The 18,345-nt window shown below is 70.7% G+C and carries 17 protein-coding genes; 10 read left to right on the top strand and 7 right to left on the bottom strand.

Annotated features, from left to right (window positions below; translation table 11 throughout):
- Nucleotides 1-109 precede the first annotated feature (109 nt).
- Nucleotides 110-868, bottom strand: a complete 759-nt coding sequence (locus tag ACTOWY_RS43100) for a L,D-transpeptidase family protein (protein WP_441315377.1) — start codon at nucleotides 866-868, stop codon at nucleotides 110-112.
- Nucleotides 869-983: 115 nt separating this feature from the next.
- On the opposite strand from ACTOWY_RS43100, the gene ACTOWY_RS43095 reads away from it, so the two are divergent.
- From ACTOWY_RS43095 to lepB, 5 genes are all read left to right on the top strand, one after another.
- Complete coding sequence (locus ACTOWY_RS43095) at nucleotides 984-1,553, top strand: RNA polymerase sigma factor (protein WP_441315376.1); 570 nt, start codon at nucleotides 984-986, stop codon at nucleotides 1,551-1,553.
- Nucleotides 1,550-2,590, top strand: coding sequence for a hypothetical protein (locus ACTOWY_RS43090; RefSeq protein WP_441315375.1), 1,041 nt, complete (start codon nucleotides 1,550-1,552; stop codon nucleotides 2,588-2,590). Before ACTOWY_RS43095 ends, ACTOWY_RS43090 begins: the two co-directional genes overlap by 4 nt.
- A gap of 118 nt (nucleotides 2,591-2,708) precedes the next feature.
- Nucleotides 2,709-3,371 (top strand): hypothetical protein, encoded by a 663-nt coding sequence (locus ACTOWY_RS43085; RefSeq protein WP_441315374.1) that lies wholly within the window; start codon nucleotides 2,709-2,711, stop codon nucleotides 3,369-3,371.
- 336 nt (nucleotides 3,372-3,707) lie between these two features.
- On the top strand, nucleotides 3,708-4,346 hold the full coding sequence (locus ACTOWY_RS43080; protein WP_441315373.1) for a hypothetical protein: 639 nt from the start codon (nucleotides 3,708-3,710) through the stop codon (nucleotides 4,344-4,346).
- A 42-nt stretch (nucleotides 4,347-4,388) separates the two neighbouring features.
- Nucleotides 4,389-5,171, top strand: a complete 783-nt coding sequence (lepB, locus tag ACTOWY_RS43075) for a signal peptidase I (protein ID WP_441315372.1) — start codon at nucleotides 4,389-4,391, stop codon at nucleotides 5,169-5,171.
- Here the strand turns inward: lepB and ACTOWY_RS43070 are convergent.
- Nucleotides 5,161-5,757, bottom strand: a complete 597-nt coding sequence (locus tag ACTOWY_RS43070) for a DUF305 domain-containing protein (RefSeq protein WP_441315371.1) — start codon at nucleotides 5,755-5,757, stop codon at nucleotides 5,161-5,163. The genes lepB and ACTOWY_RS43070 overlap by 11 nt on opposite strands.
- 52 nt (nucleotides 5,758-5,809) lie before the next feature.
- Nucleotides 5,810-6,223: a hypothetical protein gene (locus ACTOWY_RS43065; protein WP_441315370.1), complete on the bottom strand. Its 414-nt coding sequence runs from the start codon at nucleotides 6,221-6,223 to the stop codon at nucleotides 5,810-5,812.
- Nucleotides 6,224-6,377: 154 nt separating this feature from the next.
- Here ACTOWY_RS43065 and ctaD point away from each other — a divergent pair, with 154 nt between their 5' ends.
- From ctaD to ACTOWY_RS43050, 3 genes are all read left to right on the top strand, one after another.
- Nucleotides 6,378-8,174 (top strand): aa3-type cytochrome oxidase subunit I, encoded by a 1,797-nt coding sequence (ctaD, locus tag ACTOWY_RS43060; protein WP_441315369.1) that lies wholly within the window; start codon nucleotides 6,378-6,380, stop codon nucleotides 8,172-8,174.
- 138 nt (nucleotides 8,175-8,312) lie between these two features.
- A complete protein-coding gene (gene serB / locus ACTOWY_RS43055) occupies nucleotides 8,313-9,545 on the top strand; it encodes a phosphoserine phosphatase SerB (RefSeq protein WP_441315368.1) in 1,233 nt (410 codons plus the stop codon).
- Between the two features lies 1 nt (nucleotide 9,546).
- A complete protein-coding gene (locus ACTOWY_RS43050) occupies nucleotides 9,547-10,302 on the top strand; it encodes a peptidyl-tRNA hydrolase (RefSeq protein WP_441315367.1) in 756 nt (251 codons plus the stop codon).
- Here the strand turns inward: ACTOWY_RS43050 and ACTOWY_RS43045 are convergent.
- Nucleotides 10,286-10,867 carry a GNAT family N-acetyltransferase gene (locus tag ACTOWY_RS43045; RefSeq protein ID WP_441315366.1) on the bottom strand — a complete coding sequence of 194 codons (582 nt, stop codon included), beginning with the start codon at nucleotides 10,865-10,867 and terminating at the stop codon, nucleotides 10,286-10,288. The two genes, ACTOWY_RS43050 and ACTOWY_RS43045, sit on opposite strands and share 17 nt — an antisense overlap.
- A gap of 30 nt (nucleotides 10,868-10,897) precedes the next feature.
- A complete protein-coding gene (locus tag ACTOWY_RS43040; RefSeq protein ID WP_441315365.1) occupies nucleotides 10,898-11,395 on the bottom strand; it encodes an NUDIX hydrolase in 498 nt (165 codons plus the stop codon).
- Between the two features lie 128 nt (nucleotides 11,396-11,523).
- Between ACTOWY_RS43040 and ACTOWY_RS43035 the strand changes: the two genes are divergently transcribed.
- Nucleotides 11,524-12,018: an AMIN-like domain-containing (lipo)protein gene (locus ACTOWY_RS43035; protein ID WP_441315364.1), complete on the top strand. Its 495-nt coding sequence runs from the start codon at nucleotides 11,524-11,526 to the stop codon at nucleotides 12,016-12,018.
- Nucleotides 12,019-12,075: 57 nt separating this feature from the next.
- Here ACTOWY_RS43035 and ACTOWY_RS43030 read toward each other — a convergent pair whose 3' ends face one another.
- Together ACTOWY_RS43030 and ACTOWY_RS43025 are read right to left on the bottom strand one after the other, a co-directional pair.
- A complete protein-coding gene (locus ACTOWY_RS43030; protein ID WP_441315363.1) occupies nucleotides 12,076-13,368 on the bottom strand; it encodes an HNH endonuclease in 1,293 nt (430 codons plus the stop codon).
- Nucleotides 13,369-13,386: 18 nt separating this feature from the next.
- Nucleotides 13,387-15,351 carry an ATP-dependent DNA helicase gene (locus ACTOWY_RS43025; RefSeq protein WP_441315394.1) on the bottom strand — a complete coding sequence of 655 codons (1,965 nt, stop codon included), beginning with the start codon at nucleotides 15,349-15,351 and terminating at the stop codon, nucleotides 13,387-13,389.
- A 205-nt stretch (nucleotides 15,352-15,556) separates the two neighbouring features.
- Between ACTOWY_RS43025 and ACTOWY_RS43020 the strand changes: the two genes are divergently transcribed.
- Complete coding sequence (locus ACTOWY_RS43020) at nucleotides 15,557-18,022, top strand: beta-glucosidase (protein WP_441315362.1); 2,466 nt, start codon at nucleotides 15,557-15,559, stop codon at nucleotides 18,020-18,022.
- The last annotated feature ends 323 nt before the right edge of the window (nucleotides 18,023-18,345 follow it).

Here is an 18,345-nt window from a genome sequence, read left to right as displayed (position 1 = left end):
GCCCTTCCGGGAAGTAGGTGTCTCAACGCCGGACAGGCCAACGCCAAACGGACACCATACCCAGGAAAAGTGAACAACCGCACCGCGAACCACTCAGTCGTGGCTCAACTCACGGGTGCACGAGCACCTTCGTACCCACTCGCAGCAGGGCGAACGTCTCGTTGACACTCGCGTCGGTCATCCGGATGCACCCGTTGCTGGCCGGCCAGGTCTCCACCGGTTCCCCGCCGTGGAAGGCGATTCCCTGGTCGCTGCCGCCCTGGCCGATGTAGGAGGGCCGCCACATCGGGCCGAGCCGGGCGTAGCGCCAGCCGTCGATCTGCCGGGTGACCGCGAATTCCCCGGCCGGGGTGTGCTTGCCCGGCTGGTCCCGGCCGGTGGAGGAGTCGTAGATGCGCTCGATCCGGCCGTCCTCGTCCAGGAAGTAGGTGACCTGCTTGGCCAGGTCCACCTCGACCCGGAAACCCTTGCGTGCCTGGGGAACCGGCCGCACCGGGTGGCGCAGCGCGGCCGCGGTGACGGCCTCGATGATCCCGGTCCGCTCCAGCTCGTGCACCTTCTGGAAAGCGATCACCGCGTGCCGCGTCTCGGTGTCGAAGACGCCGTTCACCTCGCGCACCTGGTAGCCCAGATCGGCCAGCACCTTTTGCGCCGCGAGCACCTCGGGCCCGCGCGCGCCCTCGGCCAGCGGGGCCGCGGGCGGCGGCGCGACCTCGTGCACCGGCACCGGCGCGGCCTGTGGCTGCACGGTCACCGGCTGTTCCGCCACGGTCACCGGCTCCCGCGGGGTCAGCACGGTGTAGGCGGCCACACCCGTCCCGCCGACCGCCGCCGCCAGCAACGCACCGACCACATATCGCCCGCGCACGCCCACAGTCCTCACGCCTTTCCGAAAGGTTCGCTCACCAGTGCTTGGCCGATGGCGCGGGCAGCGCAACATTCCCGGGCAACCAAGCAGGTGACTTCGGCGTATTCCGGTCGTGATGGCGGAGGACGAGGACCTGGTGCCGCGCATCGGCCACGACCGGGAAGCGCTGGCCGAGCTGTACCGTCGGCACGTGCGTGCCCTGCTCGGTTACGCCGGGCGCAGGCTCGGTAACCCGACCGACGCCGCCGACCTGGTGGCGGCGGTGTTCCTTGAGGTCATCCGCACCGCCGGGCGCTACGACCCGGCCAGGGGCACCCCGAGGGCCTGGCTGTTCGGCATCGCCGCCACCCTGATCGCCGCGCACGGCCGGTCCAGGGGCCGCGAGGCCAGGGCGTTGCAGCGGGTCTACGGCCGCCGCGAGCTGAGCCCGGAGGATCACGGCGAGCTGGCCGGGCGGATCGACGCCGCGCGCAGCGCCGAACTGCTGCAGCACGCGGTGGACGCGCTGAGCCCGGCCGAACGCGAGCTGTTCCTGCTGGTCGCGATGGACGGGCTGACCTCGGCCGAGGCCGCCTCGGTGCTCGGCATCGCCCCGGCCGCGGCCCGGATGCGCCTGGCCAGGGCCCGCCGCAAACTCCGCGCCGCACTGCCCGCCCCGGTGCTCGCGCTGGTGGGCTCGCTGTGAGCGGGGACCGGGAACCGTTGAGCCCGCTGGAACAACGGATGCTGGACGGGCTGCTCCAGGTGGCCGACGAAGAGTCAGTCCACAATGGACGGAAGAAGCGATCCGGCTTCGCCTGGCTGACGGTGGCCGCGGTCACCGTGCTCGGCCTGGGCGCGGCCGCCGCCGTGCCCGCGCTGCTGCAACCGTCCACTCCGGACACCCCGGCGCAGCTCTCGCCCGCGCCAGGGCACATCGGCTACCGCAAGGTGATGACCGGCAACCAGTACGTCAGCACCAGGCACCTGGGCGGTGACTTCGTGGACATCACCGCGGAGATCCGGGACACCGCCGAACTGTGGGCCGAACTCGGCGATCCGCGGACGATCCGGGCCAAACTCGAACCGCACCAGGTGCTGCACTGCGCCCCGGTGGACAACCGCGGCCTGTGCGCGAACTGGCTGGCCGACAACACCGGCAAGAACCTCGGCCTGCGGCTGACCCCGGAGGACCGCACCGTGCGGGGCGTGGGCTCGCGCACCGATCCCGACGCCAGCGGCCTGAGCTACCAGACCATCAACCTGCTGCCCACCGACCGGGTCGGCAACCGCCCGGTCGCCGAACTCGCCGGGACCCCGGAAGAACTGACCGCCCAGCTCGACGAACTGGCCCGGCAGAGCCGCTACGACGGCCAGAAGCACTTCGAGGGCGCGGTGAGCAGGTGGGACCGGCTCCGGTACGCGGTCGAGGTGCTGCTGGCCATCGGCGCCACCCCGCGGCAGCGCGCCGCCGCCTGGACGGTGGCCACCCGGGCCGCCGAGGTTGCCGAGACCCCGGCCACCGACCGCCTCGGCCGGGCCGGCCGCGCCCTGGTCTACGACACCTCGCCGGGCCTGCGCCGGGAGCTGGTCATCGACCCGGCCACGCACACCCTGCTCAGCCAGAGCGAGACCGTCGCGCCGCCCAAGGACACCCAGCGGCAGACCTACCCGGTGGCCTCGGTCAGCTACACGCTGTACCTGGCCGAGGGCGCGGTGCGTTCGCTGGCAGAGGTCCGCTGAGCGGATTTGCCACGAAACGGCCACGACCTGGCCAAGAGCTGGGTGTCAGCCGGGTGAAAAAGCCCTGTTCAGAGCGCAGGATCAGGCGCCGATCCCGACCTCCCCAGGAGCAGTGGCCATGCGTCCCACCACCCTCTCCCGTCTGCTCGCCCTGACGCTGCTGCTCTCCCTCGGCCTAGTGGGCGCCGCCGCGGCCCAGCCGACGGCCACCTCAGCGGGCGATCCCCGGGCCACCGCCCGCCCCGGCAACGCGACCACCTGCGCCGCCGCCGGGCTGGCCGGCGCCCCGGTGACCGAGCGGCTGGCCGTGGGCAAGACCGGCACCCACCTCACCGTGACCGAGGTGCCGTACGAGTTGCGGATCACCGGCATCGTGGTCAAGGGCGGCCCTGCGCACAACGTGTACCTGCCGACCGCACTCGGTCTGTTGCCCTGGCCGGGCCTGCACTCCCCGCTGGTGGGCAAGGAGAACATCCCGGCGGTCAGCCACTGGTTCGTCTGCGCCCTCACCGCACCGGCCAAGAACGCGGCCGCCGGCACCAGCACCTCACCCACCGCGGCCAGCACCGCCAAGGCCACCAGCACAACGCGGTCGGCAGGCACCCAGCCCGGCAGCACCGCGCCGACCAGCTCCACGGCGCCGGTCCCGGCCGCCGCCACCGGCGGGCTGGCCAACACCGGCTTCGACGGCGGCTGGCTGATCGGGCTGGGCGCCGCACTCGTGGTCGCGGGCGGGCTCGTGCTCGGCCTGACCCGGTTGCGCGGCCGGCGAGGTCGCTGAATCGGGTGGCAGCGTTGCGCGGTGCACACAACGAACGGCTAACGAGCAGGTAGCGAGTGCTGTTCCGGCGGCGATGTGACTGTTGGATTCAACCCTCACCGTCTTGAGCAGGAGCCCTCGCTGATGCACGCCCTCGCGCCCACCCTCCGCCGCGCCGCCGCCCCAGGGCGTGTTTGGCGGCTCCTGGCCGCGATCGCCGGGCCCAGATCGCCCCTGGCCGCGCCGCCGCGGTGGCCACGTACAACACCGGTACGAGGCCACCACGTCGACACGACCAGAAGCAATCTGGACTCCGGCGCTCATCGACCAATACCCGCCAAACGCGCCCTCGCCGCCGTGGTCCTCACCACCTGGCTCGGGGCGGCGGGCGCCGCCGGCGCGGACCCGCAGATCCCCTGGTCCGGGGATGAACGCGCCACCCCGGTCGCCGGGGTGGCCGCCGGGTGCGCGGCGAGTGGGCTCAAGGGCGAGCAGGTCGACGTCACCGTGACCAGGGACTCCCGGTACCTCACCGTCACCGCGGTGGATCCGGGTGTCACTCTCACGGGGGTCGTGATCCAGGGCGGACCCGGCTACAACATCTATCCAGCCTCAGCGTTCACCGCACTGCCGTGGCCGCGGTTGCACGCGCCGCTGGACTCGCCCGCGCAGCCGCAGAAACCCGCGCTGACCACGAACTGGTTCGCGTGTGGAAGCAAGACCCCGCCCACCACGACCAGCACCACCACGACCACAACGAAGACGACCACGAGCACCACCCCGACCACCACCCGCCCGACGAGCACCACCACCACGTCGTCGGGCACCAGCCAGCCCCCGGTCAGCACCACCCCGCCGCCCGTGACCAGCACCAGCAGCCCCGGCCTGGCCACCACCGGCTTCGACGGCGGCTGGCTGATCCCGCTGGCGGCCGGGCTGATCCTGCTCGGCGCGGCCGCGCTGTTCGTGCCGCGCCTGCTCCGTCGCCGCGGCTGAGGCCGGGAAGGGGACCGGAATGACCGTGCACAGGGACGAACGGTGAACGAGGACGAGACCTCTCCGGTCCGGGCGGGCTGGCGGCTGCCGCTGGTGATCTGCGTGCTGGGCCTGGTGCTGGCCTTCGTCGGCTTCGGCGTGCTGACCGACCGCTATGACCGGTTCCGGGTGGAGACCTCCTCGATGGAGAACACCCTGACCGCTGGCAAGCGGGCGATCACCAGGCCGGTGACCGACGGCGGCGTCTCGGTGCAGCGCGGGGACGTGGTGGTCTTCGACCCGAACGAGAGCGGCTGGCCCGGCCGGGAACCCGGCGCGCAGCTGGTCAAGCGGGTGGTCGGCATTGGCGGCGACAGCGTGACCTGCTGCGATCTGGACGGCCGGTTGCAGGTCAACGGCCGCACCATCACCGAGACCTACCTGCGCGCCGACGATCCGGTCACCGGCGGCAAGCACCAGCCGCAGCGGTTCACCGTGCGGGTGCCGCAGGACCGGATGCTGCTGCTCGGTGACTATCGCGGCAACTCCCGCGATTCCCGGGCCTACCTGGACAACGAGTTCAAGGGCTCGGTGCCGCGCAGCGCGATCAAGGCGGTGGTGGTCGCGGTGGTCACCCCCGGCGAGGGCGTGCGGCAGGTCTCGCCGAGCCCGGTGTTCACCGACGCGGGCCTGGCCGGGGCGGCGGCCACCGACTACGGCTACCGGTACGCGTTCTGGACCATCGTGACCGGGGCATTGCTGGTGATCAGCACCCTGCTGTGGCTGGCCGTCGTCGGCGCGCTGGCCTGGCGGCGCCGACGACGGCAGCCGGTGCTCAGCCCTTGAGCAGGCCGGTCATCTCCGCGATCTCCTTCTCCTGCGCGGAGATGACCTCCTCGGCCAGGTGCTTGGCCGCGGCCGACTGACCCTGGGCCAGCTCGGTCCTGGCCATCTGCACCGCGCCGCGGTGGTGCTCGACCATCATGGTCAGCCAGCGCCGGTCGAAGTCGGCCTTGCTCGCGGCGGTCAGCTCTTTCATCGCCTCAGCGGACATCATCCCGTGCGCGCCGTGACCACCACCGTGTTCCGGCTGGACCGGGGCGTTCCACGACTTCAGCCAGCCGGTCATGGTGTCGATCTCCGGCTGCTGCCCGTCCTGCATCCGCTTGGCCAGCTCGCGCACCTTGGCGTTGTCGGTGCGGCTGGGGACCAGCTTGCTCATGTCCAGGGCCTGCTGGTGGTGCGGGATCATGCCCTGGGCGAAGGTGATGTCGGCCGCGTTGTGCCCGGCGTCGGCCGCCGGGGCGCTGGTGGCCGGGTGGCCGCCCGCGTGCCCGTCGTTGTGCCCGGACGACGTCCCGCCGCCGCAGGCCGACAGCGTGATCGCGGTGAGCACACCCAGACCGGCCAGGACCAGCTTGTTCTTGCGCATGACAAATCTCCTCGGCTACTGACGAATGACTGGATGGGGCAACCCGGTCCAGTCAGAGTCGGAGCACGCCGAGGGTGTCGAGGTCGAAGAGCTTGGGTGGCGGCCCACGTGGGACCAGCGAGACCAGTCGCGCGGCCAGTCCGTCCAGGGCGGCCGCCGGATCGCGGCGCAGCCAGCCCAGCAGGACCAGCGCGAGCAGCCCGGCCACCGTGACGATCAGGCCGAGGCAGAGGTGCAGCATCGAGTCGTGCCCGCCGGGCACCGGGTGCTCCGCCGGGGTGGCCGCCGGGGTGGACACCGTCACCAGGCCGCTGCCGTGGTGCTCGTGCGCGGCCGTCCCCGGTTGATGCGCGCCGTGACTCGGATGGGTGACCTGGTGCATCACCAGCACGCTGACACTCACCGTGAACACGAGCAGCGCCAGTCCCAGTACCCGCATCGGGCGTGGTCGCGGCGCCGTGGTCACCCCGCCAGCCTAACGTCACACCGCGACCTGCCAGCCCGACCGAGCCCTGACGGGACTCGCGGTCTACGATTCCCATGCGCGGTCTGCCTACGCATGCCCGCGGTCAGGCAAGTGCAGGTGAATACCAGGTCAACATGCCAGTGCAGGAGGCACCGTGACGGCCGTAGCCCCTCAGCCGATCGCCACGCGTCCGTTCCCGACGCGTCAGACGGTCAAGGGTTCGTTCCTGCTGCGGATGCTCCGCACCACGGACCACAAGCAGATCGGCATTCTCTACCTCGTCACGTCCATGGCCTTCTTCATGGTCGGCGGCGTGATGGCCCTGCTGATCCGCACCGAACTCGCCCTGCCGGGGATGCAGATCCTCTCGCAGGAGCAGTACAACCAGATGTTCACCATGCACGGCACGATCATGCTGCTGCTGTACGCGACGCCGATCCTGTTCGGGTTCGCCAACTACATCCTGCCGCTGCAGATCGGCTCCCCGGATGTGGCGTTCCCGCGGTTGAACGCCTTCTCGTACTGGCTGTACCTCTTCGGCGGCCTCACCGTGGTGGCTGGCTTCATCACCCCCGGTGGCGCGGCCGACTTCGGCTGGTTCGCCTACACGCCGCTGTCCAACGCGATCCACTCGCCCGGCATCGGCGCCGACCTGTGGATCTCCGGTCTGGTGGTCTCCGGTCTGGGCACCATCCTCGGCGGCGTCAACATGATCACCACGGTGCTGTGCCTGCGCGCGCCCGGCATGACCATGTGGCGGATGCCGGTGTTCACCTGGAACATCCTGGTCACCAGCCTGCTGGTGCTGATGGCCTTCCCGATCCTGACCGCCGCGCTGCTCGGCCTGCTGGCCGACCGGCACCTGGGCGCGCACGTGTTCGACCCGGCCAACGGCGGCGTGATCCTCTGGCAGCACCTGTTCTGGTTCTTCGGCCACCCCGAGGTCTACATCGTCGCGCTGCCCTTCTTCGGCATCGTCTCGGAGATCTTCCCGGTGTTCAGCCGCAAGCCGATCTTCGGGTACAAGGCGCTGATCTGGGCCACCATCACCATCGCCGCGCTGTCGGTGACGGTGTGGGCGCACCACATGTACGCCACCGGCGCGGTGCTGCTGCCCTTCTTCGCCTTCACCACGTTCCTGATCGCGGTGCCCACCGGCATCAAGTTCTTCAACTGGATCGGCACCATGTGGCGCGGTCAGTTGACGTTCGAGACGCCGATGCTGTTCTCGGTGGGCTTCATCATCACCTTCCTCTTCGGTGGCCTCACCGGCGTGCTGCTGGCCGCGCCCGCGATCGACTTCCACGTGTCGGACACCTACTTCGTGGTGGCGCACTTCCACTACGTGCTCTACGGCACGATCGCCTTCGCGACCTTCGCCGGCATCTACTTCTGGTTCCCGAAGATGACCGGGCGCCTGCTGGATGAGAAGCTCGGCAAGCTGCACTTCTGGACGACCTTCATCGGTTTCCACCTGACCTTCCTGGTCCAGCACTGGCTGGGCAACGAGGGCATGCCGCGCCGCTACGCCGACTACCTGCCCAGCGACGGGTTCACCACGCTCAACTCGATCTCCACGATCGGCGCGTACCTGCTCGGCGCGTCCACGCTGCCGTTCATCTGGAACGTGTTCAAGAGCTACCGCTACGGCGAGGTCGTCAAGGTCGACGACCCGTGGGGCTACGGCAACTCGCTGGAGTGGGCGACCTCCTGCCCGCCGCCGCGGCACAACTTCACCGAGCTGCCCCGGATCCGCTCCGAGCGCCCGGCCTTCGAGCTGCACTACCCGCACATGGTGGAGCGGATGCGGGCCGAGGCCGAGGTCGGCAAGAAGCACCGGGAGAAGCACGGCGGCGTCGCGGTCAAGGAGGCTCCGGCCGCGCCCTCGCAGATCGCCGCGAACGCGACCCAGCCGCCGGAACAGCACGGTGACGACCCAAAATCACGCTGAGCTGAACGACCTGGGCAGACCCGGGTAGCAAGGCTCGACGAGGAGCCCCACAGCCACCGCACCGGCGGCTGTGGGGCTCGTCTCTTTTCCGGCCAGGGCATCGAGCAGGACGCCGTCCACTAAGGAGACTCGGTAACCGTGAGTACCCGCAAAGCCACCACCGTGCTGATCACCGTCACCGGCCCGGACAAGCCAGGGGTCACCTCGGTGCTCTTCGCCGCGCTGACCCGGCACGGGGTCGAGGTGCTCGACGTCGAGCAGGTGGTGATCCGCAGCCGCCTGGTGCTCGGCGTGCTGGTGTCCACCACGCACGATCCGGAAGGTCTGCAGGAGCTGACCGAACAGGCCATGGCCAGCGTCGGCATGCACGTGGACGTGGAGATCGGCGCCCGCGAGCGTTCCGCGGCCCAGCACGGCTCCAGCCACGTGCTGGTGGTGATGGGCCGCCCGGTCACCGCCCGCGGCTTCACCGAGGTCGCCCGCAGACTGGCCGCGCTGGGCGCCAACATCGACTCCATCCGCCGGGTGGCCGACTACCCGGTCACCGGCCTGGAACTGGCGGTCTCCGCCGGGGACACCGACGAGGCCGACGCACAACTGCGGGCCGCGATGGCCGAGGTCTCGGTGCGCGCCCAGGTCGACATCGCGGTGGAACAGGCCGGGCTGACCCGGCGGGCCAAGCGGCTGGTCGTCTTCGACGTGGACTCCACCCTGATCCAGGGCGAGGTCATCGAGATGCTCGCCGCGCACGCCGGCTGCGAGGAGCAGGTCCGGGAGATCACCGAGGCCGCCATGCGCGGCGAACTCGACTTCACCCAGTCCCTGGAACGCCGGGTCGCACTGCTGGCCGGACTGCCGGCCGACGTGCTGGCCGAGGTCGGCCGCACCCTGGAGCTGACCCCCGGCGCCCGCACCACCGTCCGCACCCTGCGCAGGCTCGGCTTCCGCTGCGGCGTGGTCAGTGGCGGGTTCACCCAGGTCATCGCGGGCCTGGCCGAGGAACTGCGGCTGGACTTCGTGGCCGCCAACGAGCTGGAGATCGAAGACGGCAAGCTGACCGGCCGGGTCACCGGCGAGGTGGTGGATCGCGCGGGCAAGGCGGTCGCGCTGCGCCGCTTCGCCGCCGAACACGACATCCCCCTCGCCCAGTGCGTCGCGGTGGGTGACGGCGCCAACGACATCGACATGCTCAGCACCGCAGGCCTTGGCGTGGCCTTCAACGCCAAGCCCGCGCTGCGCGAGGTGGCCGACACCGCGCTGTCACACCCGTTCCTGGACGCGGTGCTGTTCGTGCTGGGCGTCACCAGGGCCGAGGTCGAGGCCGCCGACGCCGCCGACGGCCTGGTCGAAGAACGCATCGAGGTCAGCTGACATGCTCGAACCCCTGGCCGCCCGCTACGCCACCTGGCTCGGCCTACCCGCCCAGTCCACAGTGGACACCAGCGACGAAGACCCGGCCACGGTCCGAGCCATGCCCCTGATCCTGCGCATCGAACGCCAGGACCCGGCCCCCCGCACAGCCCTGCTGGAAGCCGCCGCGACCGCCTCCCTCGCCGTCTGCCTGGCCCCCGAGGCTCAACCCGAGGGCGAATGGCACGACGAGATCCGGCTCTGGCTGGACAACCGCATCCGCAAGGTCTCCCGCCGGGCCCGCGGCGCACACTGGGACGCCGTCGGGGAACTCCCCGGCATCACCGTGTCCCACCAGGGCGCCGAGGTCCGCGCCCTGGTCCCCGGCCTGGTCGCGGAATCGCCGAAGGTGTTGTCCCGCCTACAGATCTCCGGCAGCGAACTCCCCGACGACACCCCAGGCCCACCCCCGGACGACCGCCCCGTGCTGTGGCTCAACCCCGACGTGGAGATGACCGTCGGCAAGGCCGCCGCCCAGGTCGGCCACGCCACCATGATCGGCGCCGCCCTGCTGCCACCGGCGGACCTGGCCCGCTGGGCCGGCCAGGACTACGCCTGCGCAGTCCGCACCGCCACCCCCGCAGACTGGGCCACACTGCACCCCGGCCCCGACCCGGCCACCGCCTGGCGGGAACGCCGGGTGGCCGCCGTCCGCGACGCGGGTTTCACCGAGGTCGCCCCCGGCACCGTCACGGTGCTGTTCAGCTGGCCGCACTGACCACCGCGTGCAGATGCATGTCATGCCGCCCATCGGCATGCCGCACCGCACTGCGCGAGGTCCCCTCCAGCGCGAACCCGGCCCGCTCCGCCACCCGGCAGGAGCCCAGGTTCGCGGTGGAATGCCACAGCCCCAACCGAGCCAGCCCCAACTCGGCGAAACTCCAGCGCACCACCGCCCGGGTCGCCCGCACCGCCACCGCACGCCCCCGCGCCGAGGGCAACACCCAGTAGGACACGTCAGCGGCCGCCTCCACCAGATCCACACCCCGCAACCCGGCCTGCCCCAGCACCCGGTCATCCGGCCCCACCACGGCCCAGCTGGCGTCCCGATCGGCCCGCCAGCGCGTGGCCCAGCCACCGATCCAGTCCAGCGCCTCGGCGGCGGTGTCCATCCGCCGTACGTGCCAGCGCTGGATGTCCGGGCAGGCGAAGGCGTTCCGGACCGCCTCGGCGTCCCCGGCCTGCCAGGGGCGCAGGGTCAGCTCGTCGTCGACGGCCAGCCGGGGCTGGGGCCGGTCGCGCAGGTGACCGGCAGGCAGCGCGGGTTCCACAAGAATCGGCACCCGGCCATCCTGCCGGACCCCGCTGACGACCTAGCCGAACCAGGTCAACGTGATCGGTTCCACAGGCGGACCGTCCTCGATCACGCGCAACAGCTCGGCCAGCCCGATCGGCAGCACCTGCGCGGGAATCGACCCCAGTTCCGCCACCGGCCACCACCGGTGCCCGAGCAGGTGCGACAGTTCGCCGTCCTCCTGGGCCGTGGTGTCCACGGTGAAGGCGGGCACGCGCAGGTGGAAGTAGTACTCGGTGGCCAGGGTCGGGGTCCGGCTGTAGGTCCACCTGCCCGAGGTGGTCGCCACCACCGGCCCGACCGCCGCCGCGGTGACCCGCAACCCGGTCTCCTCGCGGAGTTCCCGCGCCGCCGCCTCGGCCAGCGGCTCGCCGTCGTTGACCCCGCCGCCAGGAGTTGACCAGCAGGTGCGCTCGTTCGCCCGGCCGTAGCGGTTGTGGAACAACAGGATCCGGTCCTGGTCGTCGAGCAGCAGGATCCGCGCGCTCAGCCGGATGCGCGGTGGTGTGTCCCCCATGACCCCGACCCTAACCCGAAGAGTTCCTGATCACTATTTCTGTGAGGTGAAGAATTCACCGACGATCTTCTGATGTAGTCGGTACCTGACGAGCGGTCATCCCGGCCGCCCAGCCCGAAAGGACCTCGATGTCGAAGGTGCTCTCCCGCAACGGTTTCCGCCGCCTCGCCGCCACCGGCGCGGCCCTGCTCGCCCTGGGCGCCGTGGCCGCCCCGGCGGCCGCCGCGGCCACTCCCGTGGCGGCCTGCACGCCGGTGGTGCTGAAGAAGGTCGTCACCTCGCCGGACAGCACCGGCATCGGCGTCGCCTTCACCTACTCGGCCACCGTCACCGAGAAGAACATCAGCTACCTCCCGGCCGGTGAGAAGCCCACCCAGGACGGCAGTGGCGACCCGATCGCCATCAAGGGCAACGCCTTCATCCGGGTCATCGTCTCCTGCTACAACTGGACCCAGGACACCTACCGCGGCCCCAAGCGCCTGCCCGGCGAGGGCGCGGTCAAGGAGATCGTGCTCGGCGGCACCTTCGAGGGCCAGCAGACCTGGTACATCGGCGTGGACCGCAAGCGCGCCTACGACGACCTGAGCCGCGGCGCGAGCGTCTCGCTCAAGGTGAAGGTCTGATCCACGACTGACTGGGCGGTGGCGCCGAAGTGAAGCCAGGCGCTACCGCCCAGCACGTCACGAAAGGTCAGTCGCCTCCTCGCCCGGAAGCGCATCGATGATCGTGCGTTGGAGCAACCGCAGACTCAGTTCCGGCGTGTTGATGCCGACTGGTCGGGGTGCATCGGGATTCTTCTGGAGTTCGAGGAGATCCTGGAACAATGTGCTTATCTGAGCGAGTTGTCCGGCTAGTTTGGCGTTGCTCGGCTTCAGTTTCGCTATGACACCCACACAGGTGCTCAGCGTGCTCGGGATACTCGCCGGTTCGGCGAGACCGGCTTCGGCTGCGGCGAGCAGACGTCGGCTGCGGACGATGTCTGCCCGCCTGGTGAAACCGGTCGGGTTCCGCTGGTCAACAAGCTTCTTCGCCGCGTCGTAGGCCCACGCGTGCGTCGACTTCTTGTGGCGAACCCCGAAGTGGTCAACCGTGCCCTTGTGGACGAGTTCGTAGTACTCCTCCAGTATCTCCTGCCATCGAGCGCCTTCGAAGTCGCCCTCCGACCAGTCGTAGACGGCGCGCAGCTCCTGCTTGACCCTGGCGAAGAACTTGTCATCCGGATCGTCCGCTTCGGGACGGTTCTTGTTACGGCTCAGAACCGGAGCCAGGTGGGCCAAGTCGTCCGGTAGGAGCTCCCACTTCTGGTGGGAGTCGCGCAGTTCGGCGTAGTCGACCCATTGCCAGAAAGCCTCGGCATCTGCCACATCTGGCGCTTCCTGGTGGTGCTTCGAGCACAGGAGGGCGAAGTTGTTCACGGAGTTGGACCCGCCCAGCGCCCGTGGCACGACATGGGCTCGCTCAACCGGGGTATGCCAGCAGATCAGACATGATGGGTCGGACAGTCCTAGATAGGCGGCGATCTGCTCCTTCGTCGGTGGTGTCTTACGTTCTGGTTTGATCTCCGGACGGCTCCGCGGCTCCATCTTTGCCACGTCGTAGTCGTGGGTTGTCCCGTCCAGCGGTGGAAATATCGAGAGTGCTGGCGGAAGGTCCTCGCGCTGACAATTTCTGTTGTGAGCGCGCAACATCGGTGTTTGCAGCTCGGTGAGAAATGGCATGAGGACGCCCATGAACTCGGTCATGATCTCTAGCGCGTCAGCGTCGAAGCCGCCTGCCGCGTTCCGGTGCCCCTGGACATCCAGGACCAGAATCCTGGGTTTTCCAGGGAAGTTGGTAGCGGCATGTCGGACGATCTCGAACAGGCGCCGGGCGCACCGCTCGAAGTCCTCGTACACGGCCATGTCGTGGTACAGGAGGACTGACTTCCCCGTACCGGCTTGCTTCCCCCTGTTTTTCTTCGTCTTTTTCCCCACGCCGTAAGGATATGCGGATCAGGTGTCGATCCGCTTGAGCGCGGCCTTGACCACCTCGGGATCGGTGGTCATCCAGAACGGCGGCAGTGAGGCCCGCAGGAAACCGCCGTACCTGGCCGTCACCAGCCGGGAGTCCAGCACCGCGATCACGCCCTTGTCGTCGTTGGACCGCAGCAACCGTCCCGCGCCCTGGGCCAGCAGTAGCGCCGCGTGCGTGCCGGCCACGGTCAGGAAGCCGTTGCCGCCCCTGGCCTGCACCGCGCGCTGCCGGGCCGAGGCCAGTGGGTCGTCCGGGCGGGGGAACGGAATCCGGTCCATCACCACCAGTTGCAGCGCGGGCCCCGGCACGTCCACCCCCTGCCACAGCGACAACGTGCCGAACAGGCAGGTCTGGGTGTCCTCGGCGAACTTCTTCACCAGCTGACTGGTCGCGTCCTCGCCCTGGCACAGGATCGGGAACTTGACTCGCTCACGCAGGGCCTCGCTGGCCTGTTTGGCCGCGCGCATCGAGGAGAACAGGCCCAGGGTGCGGCCGCCCGCGGCTTCCACCAGGCCGGTCAGTTCGTCCAGGTATGCCTCGGCCAGGCCGTCGCGGCCGGGGGAGGGCAGGTGCTTGGCCACGTAGAGGATGCCGCTGGCGCGGTGTTCGAACGGTGAGCCCACGTCCATGCCAGTCCACTCTGGACTGTCCGAAGTGGACGGTGGAGCCTTGTCGGTGGCGGTGCCCTCGGCCTTGCGGTCGGCGGGGGCGTCCGGGTCGGACGCGGGTTTTCCGTTGCCCGCCAGGCCCCATTGCCGGGCCAGGGTGTCGAAGCTGCCGCCAAGGGCCAGGGTGGCGGAGGTGAGGATGACCGTGCGCTGGGCGAAAAGCCGTTCGCGGAGCAGGCCGCCCACGCCCAGCGGGGCCACCCGCAGCGACGGGGCCCGGTTGAACTCGCCGAAATCGCCTGCCAGCCAGACCACGTCGTGCCGCTTGTCCGGCTCGGCCTCGAAGGCGGCCAGCAGCCGGACCGCGGTGTCGTGCACCTCGTCCAGCACCGAGAGCGCGAGCTTGCGCGCCGCGGTGCCCTCGATGTCCTCCTTGCGTTCCGGGCCCATCGCGCTGATGCAGGCGTGCGCGGCGTTGCGCACCGCGGCCAGCGCGCCACCCAGCACCTGCGGCAGCTGGTCGATCCGGCCGGGTTCCAGCTCCTGCAGGGTCAGCGACAGGTTGTCCGCGGCTTCCAGCAGCGCGTCGGCGATGTCCTGTTCCACCAGGCGGCCGCAGCGCCGGGCGGCCACCGCGATGGCGGTGCTGGTCAGCTCGGCGGTGGCCACCGAGGTGACCCGGTCGACCAGGTCGTGCGCCTCGTCCACGACCACCACGTCGTGTTCGGGCAGGACCTTGTAGCCCTCCAGGGCGTCGATGGCCAGCAGCGCGTGGTTGGTGACCACCACGTCCGCCCGACCGGCCTCGGCGCGGGCCCGCTCGGCGAAGCAGTCCTGGCCGATCGGGCACTTGGCCGCGCCCACGCATTCCTTCGCGGTGACCGACACCTGCCGCCACGCCTGGTCCGGCACCCCCGGCACCAGCTCGTCCCGGTCGCCGGTCTCGGTCTCCGAGGACCACTCGTGCAACCGCTTGACGTGCCTGCCCAGCGCGGACACCGCGAACGGGTCGAACAGCGCCTGCTCCTCGGGCTCCTCCGGCGCGCCGGTGTGCACCCGCTGCATGCACAGGTAGTTCCGCCGCCCCTTGAGGATGGCGAAGGTGGGTTCCCGGCCCAGCAACGGCTTGAGCGTCTTGGCCAGCCGGGGCAGATCGCGGTCGACCAGCTGGCGCTGCAACGCGATGGTCGCGGTGGAGATCACCACGGTGGCCGCTTCGGTGATCGCGTGGTGCACCGAGGGCACCAGGTAGGCCAGGGACTTCCCGGTGCCGGTGCCCGCCTGCACGGCCAGGTGCTCGCCGGTGCGGATCGCCTTGGCCACCGCCTCGGCCATGTCCACCTGACCTGGCCGTTCGGTGCCGCCGACGCCGCCGACGGCCGCGGACAGCAGCGTGCGGACGTCCGGGACCGTGGTCAGGTTCTGCTGCAGGGTGAGGGCTTCGGGCACGCGAAGAACGCTACCGCGCGCCGCCGACAAGCCCTTCCACCGGCGATACGGTGGTGTCGCAGCCAGTACAACGATGTCTGGAGGAGCCTGGATGAGCAGCGCCGAGGAGATCGAGGACCGGCTGAAGGCCCTGATCGGCGCACTCGACCTACCCGCCAAGGTCCGTCTGCTCACCGGCGCCGACGCCTGGGGCCTGCCAGCGGAGCCCAGGATCGGCCTGCGCCGCCTGGTCATGACCGACGGCCCGGCCGGCGCCCGCGGCACCCACTTCGACGAGCGCGACCCCTCCGCGCACACGCCCAGCCCGACCGCGCTCGCCGCCACCTGGGACATCGGCCTGGTGCACCGGATCGGCCTGCTGCTGGCCGAGGAGACCAGGGCCAAGGGCGCCCAGGTGCTGCTCGCGCCCACCATCAACCTGCACCGCAGTCCGCTCGGTGGCCGCCACTTCGAGTGCTTTTCCGAGGATCCGCTGCTGGTGGGCGAGATCGGCCTGGCCTACGTGCGCGGGGTGCAGGCCGGCGGGGTCGCGGCCTGCGCCAAGCACTTCGTGGCCAACGACTCGGAGAACCAGCGCTTCACCCTCAGCGTGGACCTCGCCGAACGCGCGCTGCGCGAGCTGTACCTGGCCCCGTTCGAGACGGTGGTGCGGGCAGGCGGGGTCAAGGTGGTGATGGCCGCCTACAACGCGGTGCGCGGCACCACGATGACCGAGAACCACCCGCTCCAGGCCGGCGTGCTCAAGGGCGAATGGGGCTTCGTGGGCCCGATCGTCTCGGACTGGACCGCCGCCCGCAGCACCGTGGCCTCGGCCACCGGCGGCCTGGACCTGGTCATGCCGGGCCCGACCGGGCCGTGGGGCGACAAGCTCGTCCGGGCCGTGCGCGACGGCGAGGTGCCCGAGGCACAGCTCGACGACAAGGTGTTGCGGCTGCTCAGACTGGCCGCCGGCACCGGCGTCCTGGACGGCTTCCCCGCGCCCGAGGCGGAGCGTCCCTACCCGGTCGGCTCGACCGCGCAGACCGAGCTGCTGCGCGAGGCCGCCGCCCGCGGCATGGTGCTGCTGCGCAACGAGAACGACCTGCTGCCACTGGCCGAGGGCACCCGGATCGCGCTGATCGGCCCGAACGCCGCGCACACCGCCACCGGCGGCGGCGGCAGCGCCGACCTGTCCCCGCGCCGGGTGGTCAGCTTCGCGCAGGGCCTCGGCCTGGACCCGGTCGAGGGCGTCCGGCCCGGCGGGCGGCAACCGCTGATCGACCTGGCCGACTGCGCCAACCCGCACACCGGTGCACCGGGTTTCCTGGTCGAGTACGGCACCAGGGACGGCGATTTCCTGGGCAGCGAGCAGCGGGAGACCGCCCGGCTGGCCTGGCTCGGCCTGCCGGCGGAACGGTGGCGCCGCGACGACCTGCGGGTGATCATGCGTGCGCACTACCGGCCCAGGGTCGCGGGCACGCACACCTTCGGCGTCACCGCGCTCGGCCCGACCAGCCTCACCGTGAACGGGCAGCGGATCATCGAACCGGTGCGCGCGGGCTGGGGCAGCCTGGTGGACAGCTTCGACAACATCACCGAGCAGCTCGGCACGGTCGAACTGTCCGATGTGGACACTCCGGTGGAGCTGGTGGTGGAACACCTGCCGATCGCCGCCCCACACGGCTACCTGCGCTGCGGCCTCACCCACCGCGCCCCCGGCCGGGACGCCGAGGCCGAGCTGGCCGAAGCGGTCCGGCAGGCCGCCGCGGCCGAGGTGGCGGTGGTCGTGGTCGGCACCAACGCCGATATCGAGAGCGAGTCCCACGACCGCACCACCCTGGAACTCCCACCAGGCCAGGACGAGCTGATCCGCCGGGTCGCCGCGGCCAACCCGCGCACCGTGGTCGTGGTCAACGCGGGCGCACCCGTGCTGATGCCCTGGGCGGACCAGGTCGCCGCCGTGCTCTACACCTGGTTCCCCGGCCAGGAAGCCGGCCACGCCCTGGCCGATGTGCTGCACGGCCGCGCCGAACCCGGCGGCCGCCTGCCCACCACCTTCCCGCGCACCGCCGAACAGGCCCCGGTCCTCGACACCACCCCCGCCGAGGGCGTGCTGCGCTACACCGAGGGCCTGCTGATCGGCTACCGCGCCTACGACCAGCACCGCCTCGACCCGGCCTTCTGCTTCGGCCACGGCCTGGGCTACACCACCTGGGACTACCGCACCGCGCACGCCACCCCCGCGGTCTCCGCCGCCACCCTGCACGCGGGCGAGCCCGTCCCGCTCCAGGTCACCCTGACCAACACCGGCGCCCGCCCCGGCCGCGAGATCGTCCAGGTCTACCTGGGCCGCCACGCCAGCCGCTACGACCGCCCACCCCGGGTGCTGGCCGGGTTCGCGGTGGCCGAGGCCGGACCAGGGGAGACGGTGGAGGTGGAGATCCGCCTGGCCGCCAAGGCATTCGCGGTCTATGACGAACAACGCGGCGACTGGGCCTGGGAACACGGCAGCTACCTGGCCGAGATCGGCCGCAACAGCCGCGACCTGCCCCTGACCGCGGTCGTCACCGTGCACTGACCCCCGGAGTGTTGGCCGAACTCGTACGCCGAGTTGGCCCAACTCGTACGCCAAGTTGGCCCAACTGGTACGCCGGGTTGGGCCTACCGGTACGCCGGGGCTGGCGTGCGCCGGGTTCGCGCGTCCACAACGGCCAACCTGGCGTACGACATCGGCCAACACTCGGCGCACTGAAACGCCGAAGGCCCCCGGTGGCGGGCGGGTTCACGTGGTCGTTGCAACACCTCGATCTGAGGGGTTGCAACGACCATGTCGTTTTCGGAGGACCTTCACCAGCACCGTGACACGCTGCTGAGGATGATCGACGCTGGCGTGCCAGTGGC

Source organism: Crossiella sp. CA198 (genome assembly GCF_052078295.1).
In the GTDB taxonomy this organism is placed as follows: Bacteria; Actinomycetota; Actinomycetes; order Mycobacteriales; family Pseudonocardiaceae; genus Crossiella.
The sequence above is the reverse complement of the archived record's forward strand: the minus strand, read 5'-3'. Positions and strand labels throughout refer to the sequence as shown.

Coding starts and splice junctions, on each gene's coding strand:
- ACTOWY_RS43095 (WP_441315376.1), top strand. CDS start 984: ATGGCGGAGGACGAGGACCTGGTGCCGCGCATCGGCCACGACCGGGAA.
- ACTOWY_RS43085 (WP_441315374.1), top strand. CDS start 2,709: ATGCGTCCCACCACCCTCTCCCGTCTGCTCGCCCTGACGCTGCTGCTC.
- ACTOWY_RS43070 (WP_441315371.1), bottom strand. CDS start 5,757: ATGCGCAAGAACAAGCTGGTCCTGGCCGGTCTGGGTGTGCTCACCGCG.
- ACTOWY_RS43050 (WP_441315367.1), top strand. CDS start 9,547: ATGCTCGAACCCCTGGCCGCCCGCTACGCCACCTGGCTCGGCCTACCC.
- ACTOWY_RS43040 (WP_441315365.1), bottom strand. CDS start 11,395: ATGGGGGACACACCACCGCGCATCCGGCTGAGCGCGCGGATCCTGCTG.
- ACTOWY_RS43035 (WP_441315364.1), top strand. CDS start 11,524: ATGTCGAAGGTGCTCTCCCGCAACGGTTTCCGCCGCCTCGCCGCCACC.
- ACTOWY_RS43025 (WP_441315394.1), bottom strand. CDS start 15,351: ATGGCCGAGGCGGTGGCCAAGGCGATCCGCACCGGCGAGCACCTGGCC.
- ACTOWY_RS43020 (WP_441315362.1), top strand. CDS start 15,557: ATGAGCAGCGCCGAGGAGATCGAGGACCGGCTGAAGGCCCTGATCGGC.